General features: G+C 59.9%; 15 protein-coding genes. 9 read left to right on the top strand and 6 right to left on the bottom strand.

Features of this window, described 5'->3' with window-relative positions:
• Positions 1–40: 40 nt before the first annotated feature.
• Both paaA and NX84_RS00820 read right to left on the bottom strand, forming a co-directional pair.
• A complete protein-coding gene (paaA, locus tag NX84_RS00825) occupies positions 41–1,027 on the bottom strand; it encodes a 1,2-phenylacetyl-CoA epoxidase subunit PaaA (RefSeq protein ID WP_039672782.1) in 987 nt (328 codons plus the stop codon).
• A 150-nt stretch (positions 1,028–1,177) separates the two neighbouring features.
• A complete protein-coding gene (locus NX84_RS00820) occupies positions 1,178–1,636 on the bottom strand; it encodes a hotdog fold thioesterase (RefSeq protein WP_039672779.1) in 459 nt (152 codons plus the stop codon).
• Positions 1,637–1,737: 101 nt separating this feature from the next.
• On the opposite strand from NX84_RS00820, the gene NX84_RS00815 reads away from it, so the two are divergent.
• The 5 genes from NX84_RS00815 to metS all read left to right on the top strand — a co-directional run bounded on the left by NX84_RS00815 (position 1,738) and on the right by metS (position 7,550).
• Entirely contained in the window at positions 1,738–2,373 is a 636-nt protein-coding gene (locus NX84_RS00815; RefSeq protein ID WP_039672777.1) for a TetR/AcrR family transcriptional regulator, read from the top strand.
• A gap of 336 nt (positions 2,374–2,709) precedes the next feature.
• Positions 2,710–3,975: an AMP-binding protein gene (locus NX84_RS00810; RefSeq protein WP_370664353.1), complete on the top strand. Its 1,266-nt coding sequence runs from the start codon at positions 2,710–2,712 to the stop codon at positions 3,973–3,975.
• A 116-nt stretch (positions 3,976–4,091) separates the two neighbouring features.
• Positions 4,092–5,417: an MFS transporter gene (locus tag NX84_RS00805; RefSeq protein ID WP_039672773.1), complete on the top strand. Its 1,326-nt coding sequence runs from the start codon at positions 4,092–4,094 to the stop codon at positions 5,415–5,417.
• 281 nt (positions 5,418–5,698) lie between these two features.
• Positions 5,699–7,360, top strand: a complete 1,662-nt coding sequence (locus NX84_RS00800; protein WP_039672771.1) for a sodium-dependent transporter — start codon at positions 5,699–5,701, stop codon at positions 7,358–7,360.
• A 25-nt stretch (positions 7,361–7,385) separates the two neighbouring features.
• Positions 7,386–7,550 (top strand): methionine/alanine import NSS transporter subunit MetS, encoded by a 165-nt coding sequence (gene metS, locus NX84_RS00795; RefSeq protein ID WP_039672769.1) that lies wholly within the window; start codon positions 7,386–7,388, stop codon positions 7,548–7,550.
• 5 nt (positions 7,551–7,555) lie between these two features.
• Here metS and NX84_RS00790 read toward each other — a convergent pair whose 3' ends face one another.
• On the bottom strand, positions 7,556–8,521 hold the full coding sequence (locus tag NX84_RS00790; protein WP_039672766.1) for an acrylyl-CoA reductase family protein: 966 nt from the start codon (positions 8,519–8,521) through the stop codon (positions 7,556–7,558).
• A gap of 87 nt (positions 8,522–8,608) precedes the next feature.
• Here NX84_RS00790 and NX84_RS00785 point away from each other — a divergent pair, with 87 nt between their 5' ends.
• Positions 8,609–9,184: a VanZ family protein gene (locus tag NX84_RS00785; protein WP_039673258.1), complete on the top strand. Its 576-nt coding sequence runs from the start codon at positions 8,609–8,611 to the stop codon at positions 9,182–9,184.
• A 12-nt stretch (positions 9,185–9,196) separates the two neighbouring features.
• Here NX84_RS00785 and NX84_RS00780 read toward each other — a convergent pair whose 3' ends face one another.
• Genes NX84_RS00780 through NX84_RS00770 form a run of 3 tightly spaced genes read right to left on the bottom strand, consistent with a single transcriptional unit; the run spans position 9,197 to position 11,981 of the window.
• Positions 9,197–10,219 carry an NAD(P)-binding domain-containing protein gene (locus tag NX84_RS00780; RefSeq protein WP_039672764.1) on the bottom strand — a complete coding sequence of 341 codons (1,023 nt, stop codon included), beginning with the start codon at positions 10,217–10,219 and terminating at the stop codon, positions 9,197–9,199.
• Positions 10,220–10,840, bottom strand: coding sequence for a response regulator (locus tag NX84_RS00775; RefSeq protein WP_039672762.1), 621 nt, complete (start codon positions 10,838–10,840; stop codon positions 10,220–10,222). It lies immediately after the preceding gene.
• On the bottom strand, positions 10,833–11,981 hold the full coding sequence (locus NX84_RS00770; protein WP_039672761.1) for a sensor histidine kinase: 1,149 nt from the start codon (positions 11,979–11,981) through the stop codon (positions 10,833–10,835). Before NX84_RS00770 ends, NX84_RS00775 begins: the two co-directional genes overlap by 8 nt.
• Positions 11,982–12,096: 115 nt before the next feature.
• Here NX84_RS00770 and NX84_RS00765 point away from each other — a divergent pair, with 115 nt between their 5' ends.
• The 3 genes from NX84_RS00765 to NX84_RS00755 all read left to right on the top strand — a co-directional run bounded on the left by NX84_RS00765 (position 12,097) and on the right by NX84_RS00755 (position 14,644).
• Positions 12,097–13,092, top strand: coding sequence for an ABC transporter permease (locus NX84_RS00765; RefSeq protein WP_039673255.1), 996 nt, complete (start codon positions 12,097–12,099; stop codon positions 13,090–13,092).
• Positions 13,092–13,739: an ABC transporter ATP-binding protein gene (locus NX84_RS00760; protein WP_039672758.1), complete on the top strand. Its 648-nt coding sequence runs from the start codon at positions 13,092–13,094 to the stop codon at positions 13,737–13,739. Before NX84_RS00765 ends, NX84_RS00760 begins: the two co-directional genes overlap by 1 nt.
• 80 nt (positions 13,740–13,819) lie before the next feature.
• Positions 13,820–14,644, top strand: a complete 825-nt coding sequence (locus NX84_RS00755) for a YwaF family protein (RefSeq protein WP_039672756.1) — start codon at positions 13,820–13,822, stop codon at positions 14,642–14,644.
• The last annotated feature ends 170 nt before the right edge of the window (positions 14,645–14,814 follow it).

Raw genomic sequence — 14,814 nt, 5'->3', positions numbered from 1 at the left:
TCCTTAAAGTGTCGTGGCTGGTTGGGCAGTGTGCTTGGGCTTAGGCGATAAGCGAGGTATCAGCCGAGTGGTGCTTCTCGGCGTAGGCGGCGGCGGCTTCGCGGACCCAGGCGCCGTCGGCATGCGCTTGGCGGCGACGCTGCATCCTCTGCACGTTGCAGGGACCTTCGCCCTTGATGACTGCCTTGAATTCGGACCAGTCGAGCTCACCGAAGTCGTAGTGGCCGCGCTCTTCGTTCCACTTCAGGTCCGGGTCCTCGAAGTGCAGGCCAAGGGCCTCGGCCTGCGGGACGATCATGTCCACGAAGCGCTGGCGCAGCTCGTCGTTGGAGAATCGCTTGATGTTCCACGCCATGGACTGCTTGGAGTTCGGGGAGTCATCATCCGGCGGGCCGAACATCTGCAGCGCCGGGCCGTAGAAGCGGTTGATGGCTTCCTGTGCCATCTGCTTCTGTTCGGGCGTGCCGTGGGACAGCTCGTAGAGGATCTCCCAGCCCTGGCGCTGGTGGAAGGACTCTTCCTTACAGATGCGAACCATAGCGCGGCCATAGGGTGCGTAGGAAGCACGGCAAAGCGGGACTTGGTTGCAGATAGCGGCGCCATCCACCAGCCAGCCGATGGCTCCGATGTCGGCCCACGTGCGCGCCGGGTAGTTGAAGATGGAGGAGTACTTGGCGGTGCCGTCGAGCAGCTGCTGCACCAGCTCGTCGCGCGGCGTGCCCAAGGTCTCCGCGGCGGAGTAGAGGTAGAGGCCGTGGCCGGCCTCGTCCTGCACCTTTGCCATGAGAATGGCCTTGCGCTTGAGCGAAGGTGCGCGGGTAATCCAATTGGCCTCCGGCTGCATGCCGATGATTTCGGAGTGCGCATGCTGGGAAATTTGGCGCGTCAAAGTCTTGCGGTAGGCAGCTGGCATCCAGTCGGTGGGCTCGATGCGGGAGTCCTCGGCGATGAGCTCGTCGAAGCGCTGCTGTTCTTGTGCTTCATCCGCCGCTGGAACAGCGGTGAGTGTTTTCTCTGATGGGGTCATGGGAGGAATCGTTGCCTCTCTGCTCAGTGTCGACTCAGTGATACTTACTGACTGGTTGGTCAGTATATGGCGCAGGTGTGAGCTGTGTCAACCAAATGTGTGAGCTGCGCCCTATCTCTGCATGCCCTCTGCTGGGCTTGCATCTGCGCTTTACGCGTTGCGATTCTGTGGTTTAGAAGGGAGAACGCGGAATGTGCCGCGGAATTCGGCGATGGGCTTTCCCTTGATGCTGAGGGTGACATCGACGACGCCGTTGCGGCCCCATGCTTGGCGGGTAATTCCAACGCCGTCGACGACGTCCCCTTCGAAGGCGGGTGCGATGTAGTGAATCGAGTTGTGCGCGGCCACGGCCAGATCTCCGCCTGAATTGCAGGCGCCGGCGAAGATGGAATCGGCGAACATGTACAGGTAGCCGCCTTGGGCCGTGCCGTGACCATTGCACATCTCCGGGCGGATGGTGAAATGTCCTTCGCACGTGCCGGCATCTAGCGCGGTAATCTTCGCGCCGATCTCCGCGGTGGCACGGTCACCATCGAACATGGTGCGCACGTGGGTGAACTCCGGGCCCTCGGCAACGCCGGGGGCAAGGATGGGGTGCTCGGTGGTCATGGATAATTCTCCTTGGGAAGGGCCTTCCGCAGTGACACCGAGGGAGCAAGTAAAGGTGTGGTGGCTCACTAGTCTAACGGTGTGATGTGCACTCTGCTTGAATGGACTGCGTGAATAAAGAGAAACCCGCCTCGCAGAGTGCGGCCCGTGGCCGCCCTGGATACTCCCGTGAAGATGTCATTCGTGCAGCTGTTCGCGCTTTTACCGCTCGCGGATACGACGCCACGTCGATGGACAACGTGGCGAGCGAATTGGGGATTTCCAAATCTGCGTTGTATCACCACATCTCTTCAAAGGAAGAGATTCTGGAACTTACTGTGGTGCAGGCGCTGAGCCGTTTGGAGGCGGTCGCGGAAGAGATGGCTGCAGCCGATGTATCGGCGGGGGAGAAGGTGCGCGGGCTGTTGCGTGGCTCAATCGGGGTGTTGTGCTCCGATCCGAAGTCTGTAGCGCTTTTGCTCCGCTTGCGGGGTAATTCCGAGGTGGAGCGTTCTGCTCTTGAGCGTCGCCGCATTCTGACGCGTTCTGTAATTCCGCTGGTTGCAGCAGCTCAGGAGGAGGGAGCCATCCGTTCCGACGTTGATGCCTCGCTGCTGACCCGCATGATTTTCGGAATGATCAACTCGACGTCCGATTGGTATGAGCCGGAAGGGCGGCTTGATGCCGATGAATTGGCTGCCACATTTGAAAGTGTCGTTTTCGGCGGCTTGGCCCCGCATGCGATGAAAAAGGGGTAGCGCTGAACGTGTAAGCCGATTCGGCGTTGGGGGCTTCATGTGGGGTGAGACCTTCTTTTGCCTATGAAATCGCCGTGGCCTGCGATAATGTGGTGCTCCTTAAAAACTTGGCCTAAATGTGTTGTCTATCACCGTTGTAGTCTGTAGTGTACGTCACAAGGCTTACCTAACCGAACGGTAAGTAAGTAACACACTTTGTGTGTGTTGTACCTGCTAATCAACTTCTTGCAGCACTTTCGAGGGAGCTCAATGGGTGTGGTATCCCCCTCCCCGAATTGAAAGGCAAATAACGTGACCGCAACGTTTGACATTTTCTCCGACCACCATGGCCCCCAGATGGGAATTGAGTACGCTTCCCGCGACGAAATTATTGCGCTGCAAACCGCGCGCGCGAAGAACGAGTTGCGTCACGCGTACTACAATGTCCCCCACTACCGCCGTGCATTTGATGAAAAGGGTGTCCACCCGGATGACTTCAAGGAGCTCTCGGATTTTGCACTGTTCCCGTTCACGGACAAGGAAACTCTCCGTGCGGAGTACCCCTTCGGGATGTTTGCCGTAGGGCAGAACCAGGTTTCCCGCATCCACGCGTCTTCCGGTACCACTGGCCGTCCGACAGTTGTGGGTTATACCGAAAATGATGTGCGCATTTGGGCAGAGCTCGTAGCGCGCTCGCTACGTGCAGGAGGCTTGCGCAAGAGCGATAAGGTTCAGATTACGTTTGGTTACGGCTTGTTCACCGGCGGCCTTGGTGCCCACTATGGCGTCGAAGCCTTGGGGGCTACCGCAATTCCGACCTCCGGCGGTCAAACGGAGCGCCAGATTCAGATCATGCAGGACTTCCAGCCGGACGCGATCTTGGGTACCCCGTCTTACGTGCTTAACCTCCTTGATCGCATGCGCAAAGAAGGTCTGGACCCGCGTGATTCCTCCCTGCGCGCTGGTGTCTTTGGTGCCGAGCCGTGGAGCGAGGGAATGCGACGTGAGCTTGAGGAAGGTTTTGGCATCACGGCCACTGACATTTACGGTCTCTCCGAAGTGATGGGCCCAGGCGTGGCCCAGGAATGTGTGGAGACCAAGGATGGCCTGACTGTCTGGGAGGACCACTTCTACCCGGAGATTATTGATCCGGAAACCATGCAGCCAGTTCCAGACGGTGAGTATGGCGAGCTGGTTATCTCCTCCCTCACGAAGGAGGCTTTCCCGATTATCCGCTACCGCACCCACGACATCACCCGTCTGCTCCCAGGAACCGCGCGCTCGATGCGTCGCATTGACCGTATCTCCGCGCGTAACGATGACATGATCATTCTGCGTGGTGTGAACTGCTTCCCGTCGCAGTTCGAAGAGATCATCACCGAAGATCGCGTCCTGCGCCCGCGTTACCAATGCGTGCTGAGCAAGCGAGGCCGCATGGACCACCTCACCTTGGTAGTTGAGCACTCCCCGGAGGCGACGCCCGATCAGATCGATGCTTCTGCCCAGTGGCTGAAGAAGCAGATCAAGGAGCGCATCGGCATCAGCGTGGGTGTCGAAATTGCTGACTACGTCGACTGCGGTGAGGGCAAGGCCAAGAGGATCGTCGACAACCGCGGTCAGTAAAACTCTGCAGCGCTCTCGGCCCTTCAGGCATACCCCGCCTCACTAATTGCCCCGTTCGTTCACTGGCTTAACTGTATTCACCGTGCTTCTGCACCCATAGAGAAGAGAATCCCACTATGTCTGCACCAGTCACCCAACAGCCTGCCCAAGGGCCGGGAATTACCAAAGAACACAAACGTGTGCTTGCCGGCTCGATGGTTGGAACCACTATTGAGTGGTTTGATTTCTTCATTTACGCTCAGGCCGCCGGTCTGATTTTCGCTACTCAGTACTTCGATCCGGTTTCCAATGAAAGCGCTTCACTCGCGCAGATCATTTCCTGGGCGTCTTTGGGCATCTCCTTCCTCTTCCGTCCTCTCGGGGCGATCTTGGCCGGACACCTGGGTGACAGGCTGGGCCGCAAGCCGGTCCTCGTGGTCACGCTCGTTGGTATGGGCTTGGCCACCATGTTGATGGGTGTTCTGCCCACCTACGCATCGATCGGAATGGCAGCACCCATCCTCCTTGTTATTCTTCGAATTCTTCAAGGCCTTTCTGCCGGCGGAGAATGGGGCGGTGCGGCGATGCTGTCTGTCGAACATGCACCTGCGGGCAAGCGTGGACTATTTGGAGCGTTCCCCCAGGTTGGCGTTCCTCTCGGCATGTTCCTTGCCACCATTTTCATGCTGGTACTCTCTTCCGTTCTGACCCCAGAGCAATTCCTTGCGTGGGGTTGGCGCATCCCGTTCCTGTCTTCCGTCGTGCTTATTCTCCTCGGCTACCTCATTCGCCGAGCGGTGGAAGAATCTCCAGCTTTCGCGGAAATGCAGGAGCTGAAAGAGAAGTCCTCGGCACCGCTTGCAGTCCTGTTTAAGGGGCACCTGGGAACCGTCATCAAGTGTGCGGTCATTTTTGCTGCCAACAACGCTATTGGCTACTTCGTGATTGCTTACTTCACCGCTTACGGCACGAAGGTGGTGGGCTATTCCCGCCCGCAGGCGCTTGGGGTAGCCCTCGTCGCTTCGATCGGTTGGTTCATCGGCACGCTGTACTTCGGTCATCTGTCTGACAAGGTTGGGCGCCGCACGACGTTCATTGGTGGCTATATTGTCCTCGCGCTGTACATCACCCCAGTGTTCCTAGCGGTCGATTCGGGCAATGTCATGTTGTTCGGCGCTGCTGTATGCCTCCTGGGCGTTATTTTGGGCGCGACTTATGGCCCGCAATCGGCGATGTATGCAGAAATGTTCCCGGTTAAGGTGCGCCTTTCGGGCGTGTCCATTGGCTATGCCTTTGGCTCCATCATCGGTGGTGCATTTGCCCCGATGATTGCGGAGATGCTCTACACGAGGTTTGAGACTTCCATGGCCATCGCGGCTTATGGCGTTGCCATCTCGATTATTTCGCTTGTTGGAGTGCTCGCCGTTCCAAAGGGGATACAGAACCGCGATCTGCACGTCTAGCCGCGCCCTAAGCTCCTCAAACTCGACGCCCCTCGTCGCTTAGCTTTCTTTCGGGACTCATTGTTCCGAGAGCAAGGCTGGGTGCAGAGGGGTTTCGGCGTTTTGATGGAGGAGTGACGTGGAGCCTAGGGGGTAAAAAATGAGACCCAATTCTCAAAAAGGGGTACCTATAGGTCGGCAGGTAGTATAAACTCCTCGCTAATACTCGTCCGCATGTGGATGCTGAAGGTCCCTCTTTCAGGCCCGTGCGCACGGGATGTGCTCTACAAGAAGGTGCTCTCATGTCCTCAACAACCACGACAAAAACTAAGTCGACGCGCGATACGTTCAACACCCGCTTCGTCTTCCTCATGGCTGCAATTGGCTCCGCCGTCGGCCTGGGCAATATTTGGCGCTTCCCCTACGTTGCTTATGACAACGGTGGTGGTGCCTTCCTCATCCCGTACATGGTGGCGCTGTTGACCGCAGGTATTCCGATTCTCTGGTTTGACCTGGCCATTGGCCACCGCTTCCGCGGCTCGGCGCCGTTGGCTTTCCGTCGCATCGGCAAGAGCTGGGAAGGCGTTGGCTGGTTCAAGGTCGGCGTGAATTTCTTCATTGCCATCTACTACGCCGCCATCATTGCGTGGGCGGCGTTGTACACCGTGAAGTCAGTGACGCAGGCGTGGGGTGACGATCCGGCCACCTACTTCATGAGTGACTTCCTCCAGTCAGACCCAGAGGCCACTTATTCCGGCAACGTTGTTCCCTCCATCCTCATCGTCATGATTCTCGTGTGGATCATCTGTATAGCGACGTTGGCCACGAGCATTAACGAGGGAATTGGCAAACTGACATCGATCTTCTTGCCGGTGCTGGCGGTCATGTTCATCATCCTTGTGGTTCGTGCCTTCTTCTTGGAAGGCGCCACGGTTGGCCTGAATGCCTTCTTTACTCCGGACTGGTCCGTACTGAGCAACCCCTCAGTATGGATTGCCGCCTATGGTCAGATCTTCTTCTCGCTGTCCATCGGCTTCGGCATTATGATCACCTACGCTTCTTACCTTAAGCCGCGTACCAACCTCACGAACACCGGTCTGGTTACCGCCTTTGCGAACTCCTCCTTCGAGGTCCTTGCCGGCATTGGTGTCTTTGCCACCTTGGGCTATATGGCGGCGCAGCAAGGCGTGGCCGTGGATGAGGTGGCATCTTCCGGTATTGGCTTGGCATTCATCGCTTTTCCGACCATCATCAATCTCATGCCGCTGGGTGGACTTTTCGGTGTCCTCTTCTTCGGCTCACTGTTCCTAGCCGGCGTGACCTCGTTGATTTCCATCATGGAGGTCGTGGTTTCCGCAGTGGCCGATAAGTTCGATGTCTCCCGACGGGTATCCGCGATTTCCGTCGGCAGCGTCATGGCGGTCCTGTCCTGCTTCCTGTTTTCCACGTCCTCCGGACTGGTCACACTGGACATCATGGATAAGTTCACCAACAACCTGGGTATCGTCTTCGGCTCTATCTGCGCGCTGATTGTGGTGGGGTGGACTACCGGCCGCCGCCGTGAAATCCAGCAGCACCTCAACGCCGTGTCCGAGTTCAAGGTTGGAGCCTTCTGGCAGATCCTCACCTTCGCGGCTACGCCGCTGCTTCTGGTGTACTTCCTCGTCAACGAAATCCTCACCATCGCGCGTGAAGGTTATGAGGGCTATGCCTCTATCCAGATTGGGCTCTTTGGTTGGGCAATTCTCGGCCTCATCCTGTTGGGAAGCCTGCTCATGCCGCTCCTAGCATTCCGCGGCAACAAGTACCTCGACGGCATGGAGACCTCGGATTACGGCGTCCCAGTCGGTGGCCGCCCCGCAGGTGCCCCAAACCCATTGGCAGTCGGTTCCGCGGCAGAAGTGAGCACCGAGACTACAGCCGCGCCCGGACACAATGCCGTGCCCGTCTCTGGCCAGAAATAACACCTAGTAGGAAAGGAGAATGACAATGACTACCAGCGCAATCCTGCTCTTTATCCTCTTCGTCGTCGTCATCTGGGGTGGACTGGTGGTGTCCTCCATCTGGCTGGCCCGCACTGATGATGACACTACGGGCGAGCTGGGCTCCGCCCCCGGTACGGATGACGAAGCCCTGTCGCACCGCGTTCACTAGCGCAACTAAATCTCCACCACTGTGCGCCCGTGGCGGGTGCCGGCGCGCAGTTCCTTAGCGGCCGTGGCGACGGCGTCGAGCTGCACGGTTTCCGTAATGGAGTGCAGCAGGTCGAGGTCCAGGTGGTCGTCGAGAAGCTGCCAGGCGGCCTCACGTACCGCGCGCGGAGCGTCGACGGAGTTGCCACCCGCCAGCACGATGCCGCGCAGGATGAAGGGCAGCACCGAAGCCGGCAAGTCTGGGCCGGCCGCCATGCCGGTGGCTGCGACCACACCGCCCCAGCGCACCTGCGCCAGAACGTTGGCCAGAACCGTGGAGCCGGCGGTGTCGATGGCGCCGTCGTACAGCGCCTTTTGCAGCGGGCGCCCAGTTTCCGAGAGCGCAGCGCGGTCCAGAATGTGGTCGGCGCCTAGCCGGGTGAGGTACTCCGATTGGGAGTCCACGCGGCCAGTTACGGCGGTGACCTCGTAGCCGGCAGACTTGAGCAACTGCACGGCGATGGAACCCACGCCGCCCGTAGCACCGGTGACGAGGATGTGACCTTCCGTGGTGCCGTGCGTGCGCAGCTGGTTCACACAGATAGCCGCGGTGTAGCCGGCGGTGCCGATGGCAGCAGCATCGTGGGCACTGAAGCGCTCCGGAACGGGGATGGTGGCCTCACCGTTGACGCGCTGCTGGGTGGTGTAGCCACCGTGACGGAACTCGCCCAGACCGTCGCCGAAGGCAGCGACGAGCTGGCCCGGTTTCAAACGCTCATCGGTGGTCTCCTCCACGGTGCCGACGACGTCAATGCCGGGCACGAGTGGGTCGATGCGCATGACGCCCTTATCGCCCTCCAAGGCCATGGCGTCTTTGTAGTTGAGGGAGGAATACTGAACGTTGACCAGCGTGTCGCCTTCCGCAAGGACCTGCTCGTCCTGGAAAGTCTGGGAAACGCCGGACTCGGTGCGGGTGACAATGAGTGTGCTCATGCGCACTATCCTACCGGCACTGTGAAGCAGTCTCTTGGCAGCGAATGCCCCAGGATCTTGTCAGCTTTTCCCTTTAGAGTGGCCACCATGAGCACCACAGAGCTTCGCCACTCACGAAACCGGCTTGCGCCCGTGCCGGATCCGTACCGCCATGTGCTTCGCGACGCCCTCCTCGTCACCCTTCTCGCCTTAGTCACCGTGGGGTTGGCCACGCTGGGCAAGCCCTTCATGGAGATCCCGGGAGTCGTGGATGGTTCAGCGCATGCGGTACGCAAGGTGAACCTGCACCTCTTTGGCGGTTTTGAGACGGCCTCGGTGTGGTACGGAGGGTGGAGCGATCTCTTTGGCAACATCCTTCTTTTTATGCCCTTCGGTGCGGCCGTGTACGTGGTGGGGCGCTCTCTGCGCCGGATTCGCTGGGGTCTCGGTGGAGCACTACTGGCAGGTCTCATGGTGAGCCTGGGGATTGAAACCGCGCAGTACGTTTTCTCCCTAGGCTTTAGCGATATTGATGATGTCCTTTACAACACCGTGGGCAGTGTTCTGGGGGCACTTCTTATGGCGCGGCTGAGCCGTGAGGAACGAATGAAAATCCTGCAGCGCCTTGGCTTTCTCCTAGCTCTGGCGGCGGTGGCACTCAGTGGAGCCATGCTGCTGAACTAAGCGTTTCCTAACTTATGCGTTCGGCGTGAGCCGAACGCGCTCTGCGATGGTGGTCGCTACCTGTCGCGCATAAGGAGAAACACCGGTAATCGTCGCCGAACCAGGCCCAGTCCATGAGCCATAGCCCACGGGGAAGAAACCTTCCACCGTGGGTTTGCCGTTGCGGAGTAGCCCGGTGAAAGGGCGCAGGGCAGGACGGAAGCCAGTGGCCCAGATGAGATCACTAAAGCCCTGCTCGGTGAGCTCATCAAGGGACTCAAACATCGGGGTCGTGTCCAACAGCCCGCTATCCCGGGCCTTGAGAACGGGCGGAACCATGACGATATCGCCGAGCTCCGACTCCGATCCGGGATCGGGCTCCCCCTTTGCCAAGGCGAGCATGCGCTGCCGGTTGCGGCTAAAGAGCACGCGGCCATCCACGTCATCCGGCATCCACCGCGGCGGATGCGTGGTAAACCACGTGGTGTCCACGCCTCCCAAGGCAAGCTCGGCGGCGATTTGGGCACCCGAGTTACCCGCGCCGACGACGGCGACACGCCCCGCATCGTGCTGTGCGTCGGGGAGAAACGGTGCGGGGCCGGGGTAGTTCGCCGTGTGCCATTGGCGGCCAGCAAATGCGCCGGGGTAGAAGGGGATAAACGGTGCGGTCCACGTGCCGGTGGCGGCCACGACGGTGCGGGCGCGGAACTCCCCGTGGGTGGTGGAAAGGCGGAAGAAGGGGGCGTCGTCAAGCACGGCGGTGACCTCGACGCCATGCCGAACGGGCAGGTCATAGCGCTCTTCGTAACGAGTGAGGTAGTCGACCACATGGGTTGCCGGCGGGAACCCGGGGTAGTGCGGCATGGGCCAGCCGGGAAGAGTGGAGGACTCAGCATCGCTAAACAGCGTCAGCGAGTCCCACACGTGCTGCCAGGCACCGCCGGGGGTGGGGTTGGCGTCGAGGATGAGAAAGTCGAGCTTCTTTTTGCGCAAGTAGTAGCCGGTGGCGAGGCCGGATTGTCCACCACCGACGACGACGCAATCGTAGGCGTGCATTTATTGGATGAGCTTTCGTTCGCGGGCAGCGGACACCGCAGCGGTACGGGTCTCCACTCCGAGCTTTTGATAGACGTGGATCAGGTGGGTCTTCACCGTGGCCTCAGAGATGAACAGCTCCTGCGCAATCTGCTTATTGGACTGGCCGGTGGACAGTGCCTGAAGAATCTCCAATTCACGGGCAGAGAGTGCCGTCTCCGGCTGGGCTAGGCGTTCTGCCAAGAGGTTGGTGACCTCGGGGGCCAAGGTGCGCTTGCCCGCAGCGGTATCGAGCACGGCTGTGTGCAGGGCTTCCTCAGGAGCATCCTTGAGCAGGTAGCCCAATGCGCCGGCTTCTACTGCGGCGAGGATATCGGCTTGCGTGTCGTACGTGGTGAGGATGAGCACCGGAGGTCCGTTGAGTTCACGCACGCGCTGGGTGGCGGCAATGCCATCGATATCCGGCATCTGGATATCGCAGACGACTACGTCGATCGGGGGGACGTCGTCAAGCAGCAGCTTCTCCACTGCCGAACCGTCAGAGCCTTCCAGCACCACATCAATGTCGTGGAACGTGTTGAGAATGGCGCGCAGCCCGGCGCGGACCACGGGGTGATCATCGATGAGCATCACGTTAACCATTGCGGCTGCTTCCTGTTGGGATTCGCACCGCGAGCGCGGTGCCGGCCGGTGAGGATTCTACCTGGACGGAGCCGCCAACGCTGCGAACACGCTGCTCCAAGCCGGTCAGGCCAAAGCCTTGTGGGCCGTCGATGCCGTGGCCATCATCGACCACGTCCAAGGTGATCTCATCAGTGAAAGCGCCCAGCGTAACTACTGCACGGTCGGCGTCGGCATGTTTCATCACGTTGGTTAGGCCCTCGCGCGCGGAACGCAGAATGACGTGGTGGAACTCGGTAGGCACCTCACCGCGGCCGGTGAACTTGAGACTAAAGCGCGTGCGCAGCCCCAGCCCCTTCGCCTGTGCTTGGAGTTCGTCCACGAGGGCGCGTAGACCTTCATCGATGGAGGAGGTTGGGGCGGCGAGTTCTTTAACAAAGCGGCGGGCTTCCGCGAGGTTATCTTTGGCTACTTTCTCAATGAGCTCGAGCTGTGCGGTGGTTTCTCCTGGGTCCGTGCTGTTCTTGGCTGCGCGGCTGAGCAGCACGATGGAGGACAGGCCCTGGGCCACGGTGTCATGAATCTCCCGGGAGAGCCGCTCGCGCTCCTCCAGGCGGCCTGCTTGGTGCTCGGTGGCGGCCAGTTCCTCCTGTGTGTCACGCAGTTGCTTGGCCACAGCCGCGTGGTGCACCGCCTCCGCCTGTATCTTGCGGGCGGCGTGGTAGACGGCCACGGCGAAACAGGTGCCGATGAAGGGGCCGATGGCGGCAGCCGCCGTCCATGCCTGGGGGTGCAGCCAGGCGGGGATGAAGGCGGCGATGGCCCACAGCACAACGCTGGCGAGGATGCCAGGCCAGAAGGGAAGAGCATGAACAAAGACGAAGACCAGCGGAAATTCCATCCACATGAAGTCTTGGGCATGCACCATGAGGCCGATCCACAACAGGCAGAGCGCAGCGAGCCACAGCGTGGTGGGCACGGGCTTGGTGGGCTTGCGGGCAGCGTAGAGCACGAAGCCGGCGTAGACTCCAGCGAGGGCAATTGAGAGTGCGAGGACTCGGGCATCGAGCCGGTCATCGGCCCATGCGCGGAGTACGCCGAAGGCCAGCAGGAATCCGAACATGATGTGGAGGCCAACGGTCCACAGGCTGTTTCGCATCATCACGCCGATCTAGCCTATCGCCTCAGCGGTTGAGGTCGAATCAACCAACTGGTTGAGTGAAGGTTCAACTAGGTACCCGATTACTTTCTCTTAACGCGTGAGCAGTATGAATACTATGTTCCTTGCATTGAGAGAGATAGTCACCGCCCGCGGTCGTTTCTTCCTGATCGGCGGCGTCGTGGCTCTAATTACGTTGTTGCTCGTTATGCTGTCCGGCCTTACCCAAGGCCTGTCCAAGCAAAATACTTCTGCGCTGGAGGCACTCGGAGAAACCACACCGAACGTGACCTTCTCCACGGAGGACCCGTCTTTTACCGAGTCGGAGATTTTCGCTGAGGACGTCGTCGACGGTGGTATCCCGCTGGGTGCGAGCCAGACCAAGCTGGAAGGCCACGGCGGCGTGGCCGTCCTGGGCCTGCCTGCCGGCACTGAGATTCCCGGGACGGACACCTTGATTCCGGAACGCGGCATGATTCTTAGCCAGTCCATCGATGAAGACATGAACGCTCCTTCTCAGGGCACGCTTGGCGGCCATGACCTGGAGGTGCGTGGCATGGTTCCGGATGAGTATTATTCCCACTCCCCGGTTATCTGGGTCGACACGGCCACCTGGCAGCAGGTCTCCCACGCCCCGGAGGGCATGGTGGGCGTAGCGCTGTTGACCGCGGAGCCGACGGAGACATCCGTGTCTATGGGCAAGGCGCTGTCTGGCCTGCCGGCCTACAGCTCGGAGCGCGGCTCCCTGTTGACGATGCAGGCCTTCCTCTATGGCATCTCTGCACTAGTCACCATCGCTTTCTTGAGCATCTGGACCATCCAGCGCACCCGTGACCTGTCCATCCTGCGGGCCCTCGGCGCCAGCGTGACATACCTGCTTAAGGACGCCATCGCGCAGGCCGCCATCATCCTGGCGATTGGCGTTGGAGTAGGCGCGCTCGTCGGCTGGCTGCTGGGCCTCGCCGCGCAGGGCACCGTGCCTTTCGAGGTTTCTGTAATGACGGTCATCGTTCCCGCACTCGGCATCTGGTTGCTCGGCATCGCCGGTGCCTTCCTCGCCACCCGCCGCGTTTCCAAGATCAATCCGCTCGACGCCCTAGGAGGCAACGCCTAATGACTACCACTGCTACTCCTGCTCTGTCCCTTCGCGACATCGTGGTGACCTACCCCGACGGCGAGTCCCGCGTCACCGCCCTCGATGGCGTGAGCCTGGACGTGAAACCCGGTGAGCTCACCGCCGTCATCGGCGAGTCCGGTTCCGGCAAGTCCACCTTGCTCTCTGTCGCCGCGGGCCTTATCGAGCCGGATTCCGGCACTGTGGAGCGCACCGGCTCCCGTGGTCTCATTTTCCAGCAGGCCAACCTCATTGCATCTCTGACCGCGCGTGAGCAACTACTCATCATCGACCACATGGAAGGCCGAAAGCCACGCCAGGATCGTGCCGATGAGCTCTTAAGCTTCGTGGGCATTGAGGACTTTGGTAACCGCCGTATGAACCAGCTGTCTGGTGGTCAGCGCCAGCGCGTCAACATTGCCCGCGCTCTTATGGGCCAGCCGTCCGTGTTGCTGGCGGACGAGCCGACCTCTGCCTTGGACTCCAAGCTTTCGCGTGAGATTGCCAAGCTTCTGCGCGGTGTTACCGAAGACTTCGACACCGCAACCCTGTTCATTACCCACGACCGTAGCCTGCTTGATTACGCTGACCGTGTCCTCGAAGTCAAGGATGGCAAGGTTTCCGCCTACTCGGAGGTCGCGGCCTAGCCCTCGCTATTAATTCAAGGAACTAATTTTTCTTCTCACTGTCCGAACCAGGCGTGTACGGAGTACATTAGTACTTCGATATGCTTCGACCTCGCCGCCCACGGGTAACCCCTACCGACTATGAGCGCATGCAGCAATGGACCCCGCTGCATGCGCTCATGTTGACGATTACCATCGCTGCCTGCGGTGTCTTCATCGTCGGCGCTCGCCGCGTTAAAGGCACAAGCCGTGAAAAGTTCATTCGCCAGATGGTCGGCTGGGTCCTTTTGGTCCTCGGCACCGCATGGACAGTTATTTCTCTGGACCCCTCCCAATTCGATATCCGGGAGTCCCTCCCGCTGCACCTTTGTGACGTGCTGCGTCCCATCTTGGCGCTCGGCCTTATTACCGGCAACGAGCATGCCCTCACCCTGACGTATTTCTGGGGCATCATCCTTAACCCGCAGGCCATCATCACCCCGGATGTCATCTACTACTTTGCCCCGCGCTGGCTGCGTTTTAGCACCTACTGGTTCTTCCACATCGTGGCCCTCGCCGTGCCGTTGGGTCTGACCTTTGGCTTAGGCTATCGGCCGACGTGGAAAGGCTACCGCTTTGCCGTGAAGGTCACGCCCATCTGGATGGCCATCGCCATGGCGGTCAACGCCAAGACAGACGGCAACTACGGCTTCCTCAACCACGCGCCGGGCAGTCCCTCCATCATCAACCTGTTGGGTCCCTGGCCTGGCTACATCGCGGCAGAGACTCTTGCCGTCGCGGCAGCATGGGCCGGAATGACGTGGCCGTGGGAAAACACCTCGCTGCGTCGCGGAACCGTGCCGGTGGGCACTCGGGGACTGCTGCGCAAGTCCGTCGGTACTGCGTCCGGGATCCTGCGCCGGGCCACTGTACGTTTTCGTAAATAGTGGCCCGCAAATCGCGAAATTCTAGGGCTTCGTTGCGAAAACGTACCAAGACGGCGGCGGCCAGGTACGGATCGATCAAATAAGGCCCCAGATCTTCGGGGCGGTTTCAAGTGGTGGATGCATCACTTGAATAGTTCTTGGATTTTCTCTTCTGGTGTGTACCAGTTGAG

Source organism: Corynebacterium minutissimum (assembly GCF_000805675.1).
Taxonomy (GTDB): Bacteria; Actinomycetota; Actinomycetes; order Mycobacteriales; family Mycobacteriaceae; genus Corynebacterium; species Corynebacterium minutissimum.
This window is presented reverse-complemented; position numbering and strand designations above follow the sequence as displayed.

What these genes read in the sequence shown, in the direction of transcription:
- NX84_RS00785 (WP_039673258.1), top strand. Translation starts at nt 8,609, where the DNA reads ATGAGCACCACAGAGCTTCGCCACTCACGAAACCGGCTTGCGCCCGTG.
- NX84_RS00775 (WP_039672762.1), bottom strand. Translation starts at nt 10,840, where the DNA reads ATGGTTAACGTGATGCTCATCGATGATCACCCCGTGGTCCGCGCCGGG.
- NX84_RS00815 (WP_039672777.1), top strand. Translation starts at nt 1,738, where the DNA reads ATGGACTGCGTGAATAAAGAGAAACCCGCCTCGCAGAGTGCGGCCCGT.
- NX84_RS00810 (WP_370664353.1), top strand. Translation starts at nt 2,710, where the DNA reads ATGGGAATTGAGTACGCTTCCCGCGACGAAATTATTGCGCTGCAAACC.
- NX84_RS00780 (WP_039672764.1), bottom strand. Translation starts at nt 10,219, where the DNA reads ATGCACGCCTACGATTGCGTCGTCGTCGGTGGTGGACAATCCGGCCTC.
- NX84_RS00790 (WP_039672766.1), bottom strand. Translation starts at nt 8,521, where the DNA reads ATGAGCACACTCATTGTCACCCGCACCGAGTCCGGCGTTTCCCAGACT.
- paaA (WP_039672782.1), bottom strand. Translation starts at nt 1,027, where the DNA reads ATGACCCCATCAGAGAAAACACTCACCGCTGTTCCAGCGGCGGATGAA.
- metS (WP_039672769.1), top strand. Translation starts at nt 7,386, where the DNA reads ATGACTACCAGCGCAATCCTGCTCTTTATCCTCTTCGTCGTCGTCATC.
- NX84_RS00820 (WP_039672779.1), bottom strand. Translation starts at nt 1,636, where the DNA reads ATGACCACCGAGCACCCCATCCTTGCCCCCGGCGTTGCCGAGGGCCCG.
- NX84_RS00765 (WP_039673255.1), top strand. Translation starts at nt 12,097, where the DNA reads ATGTTCCTTGCATTGAGAGAGATAGTCACCGCCCGCGGTCGTTTCTTC.
- NX84_RS00805 (WP_039672773.1), top strand. Translation starts at nt 4,092, where the DNA reads ATGTCTGCACCAGTCACCCAACAGCCTGCCCAAGGGCCGGGAATTACC.
- NX84_RS00770 (WP_039672761.1), bottom strand. Translation starts at nt 11,981, where the DNA reads ATGATGCGAAACAGCCTGTGGACCGTTGGCCTCCACATCATGTTCGGA.
- NX84_RS00760 (WP_039672758.1), top strand. Translation starts at nt 13,092, where the DNA reads ATGACTACCACTGCTACTCCTGCTCTGTCCCTTCGCGACATCGTGGTG.
- NX84_RS00800 (WP_039672771.1), top strand. Translation starts at nt 5,699, where the DNA reads ATGTCCTCAACAACCACGACAAAAACTAAGTCGACGCGCGATACGTTC.
- NX84_RS00755 (WP_039672756.1), top strand. Translation starts at nt 13,820, where the DNA reads ATGCTTCGACCTCGCCGCCCACGGGTAACCCCTACCGACTATGAGCGC.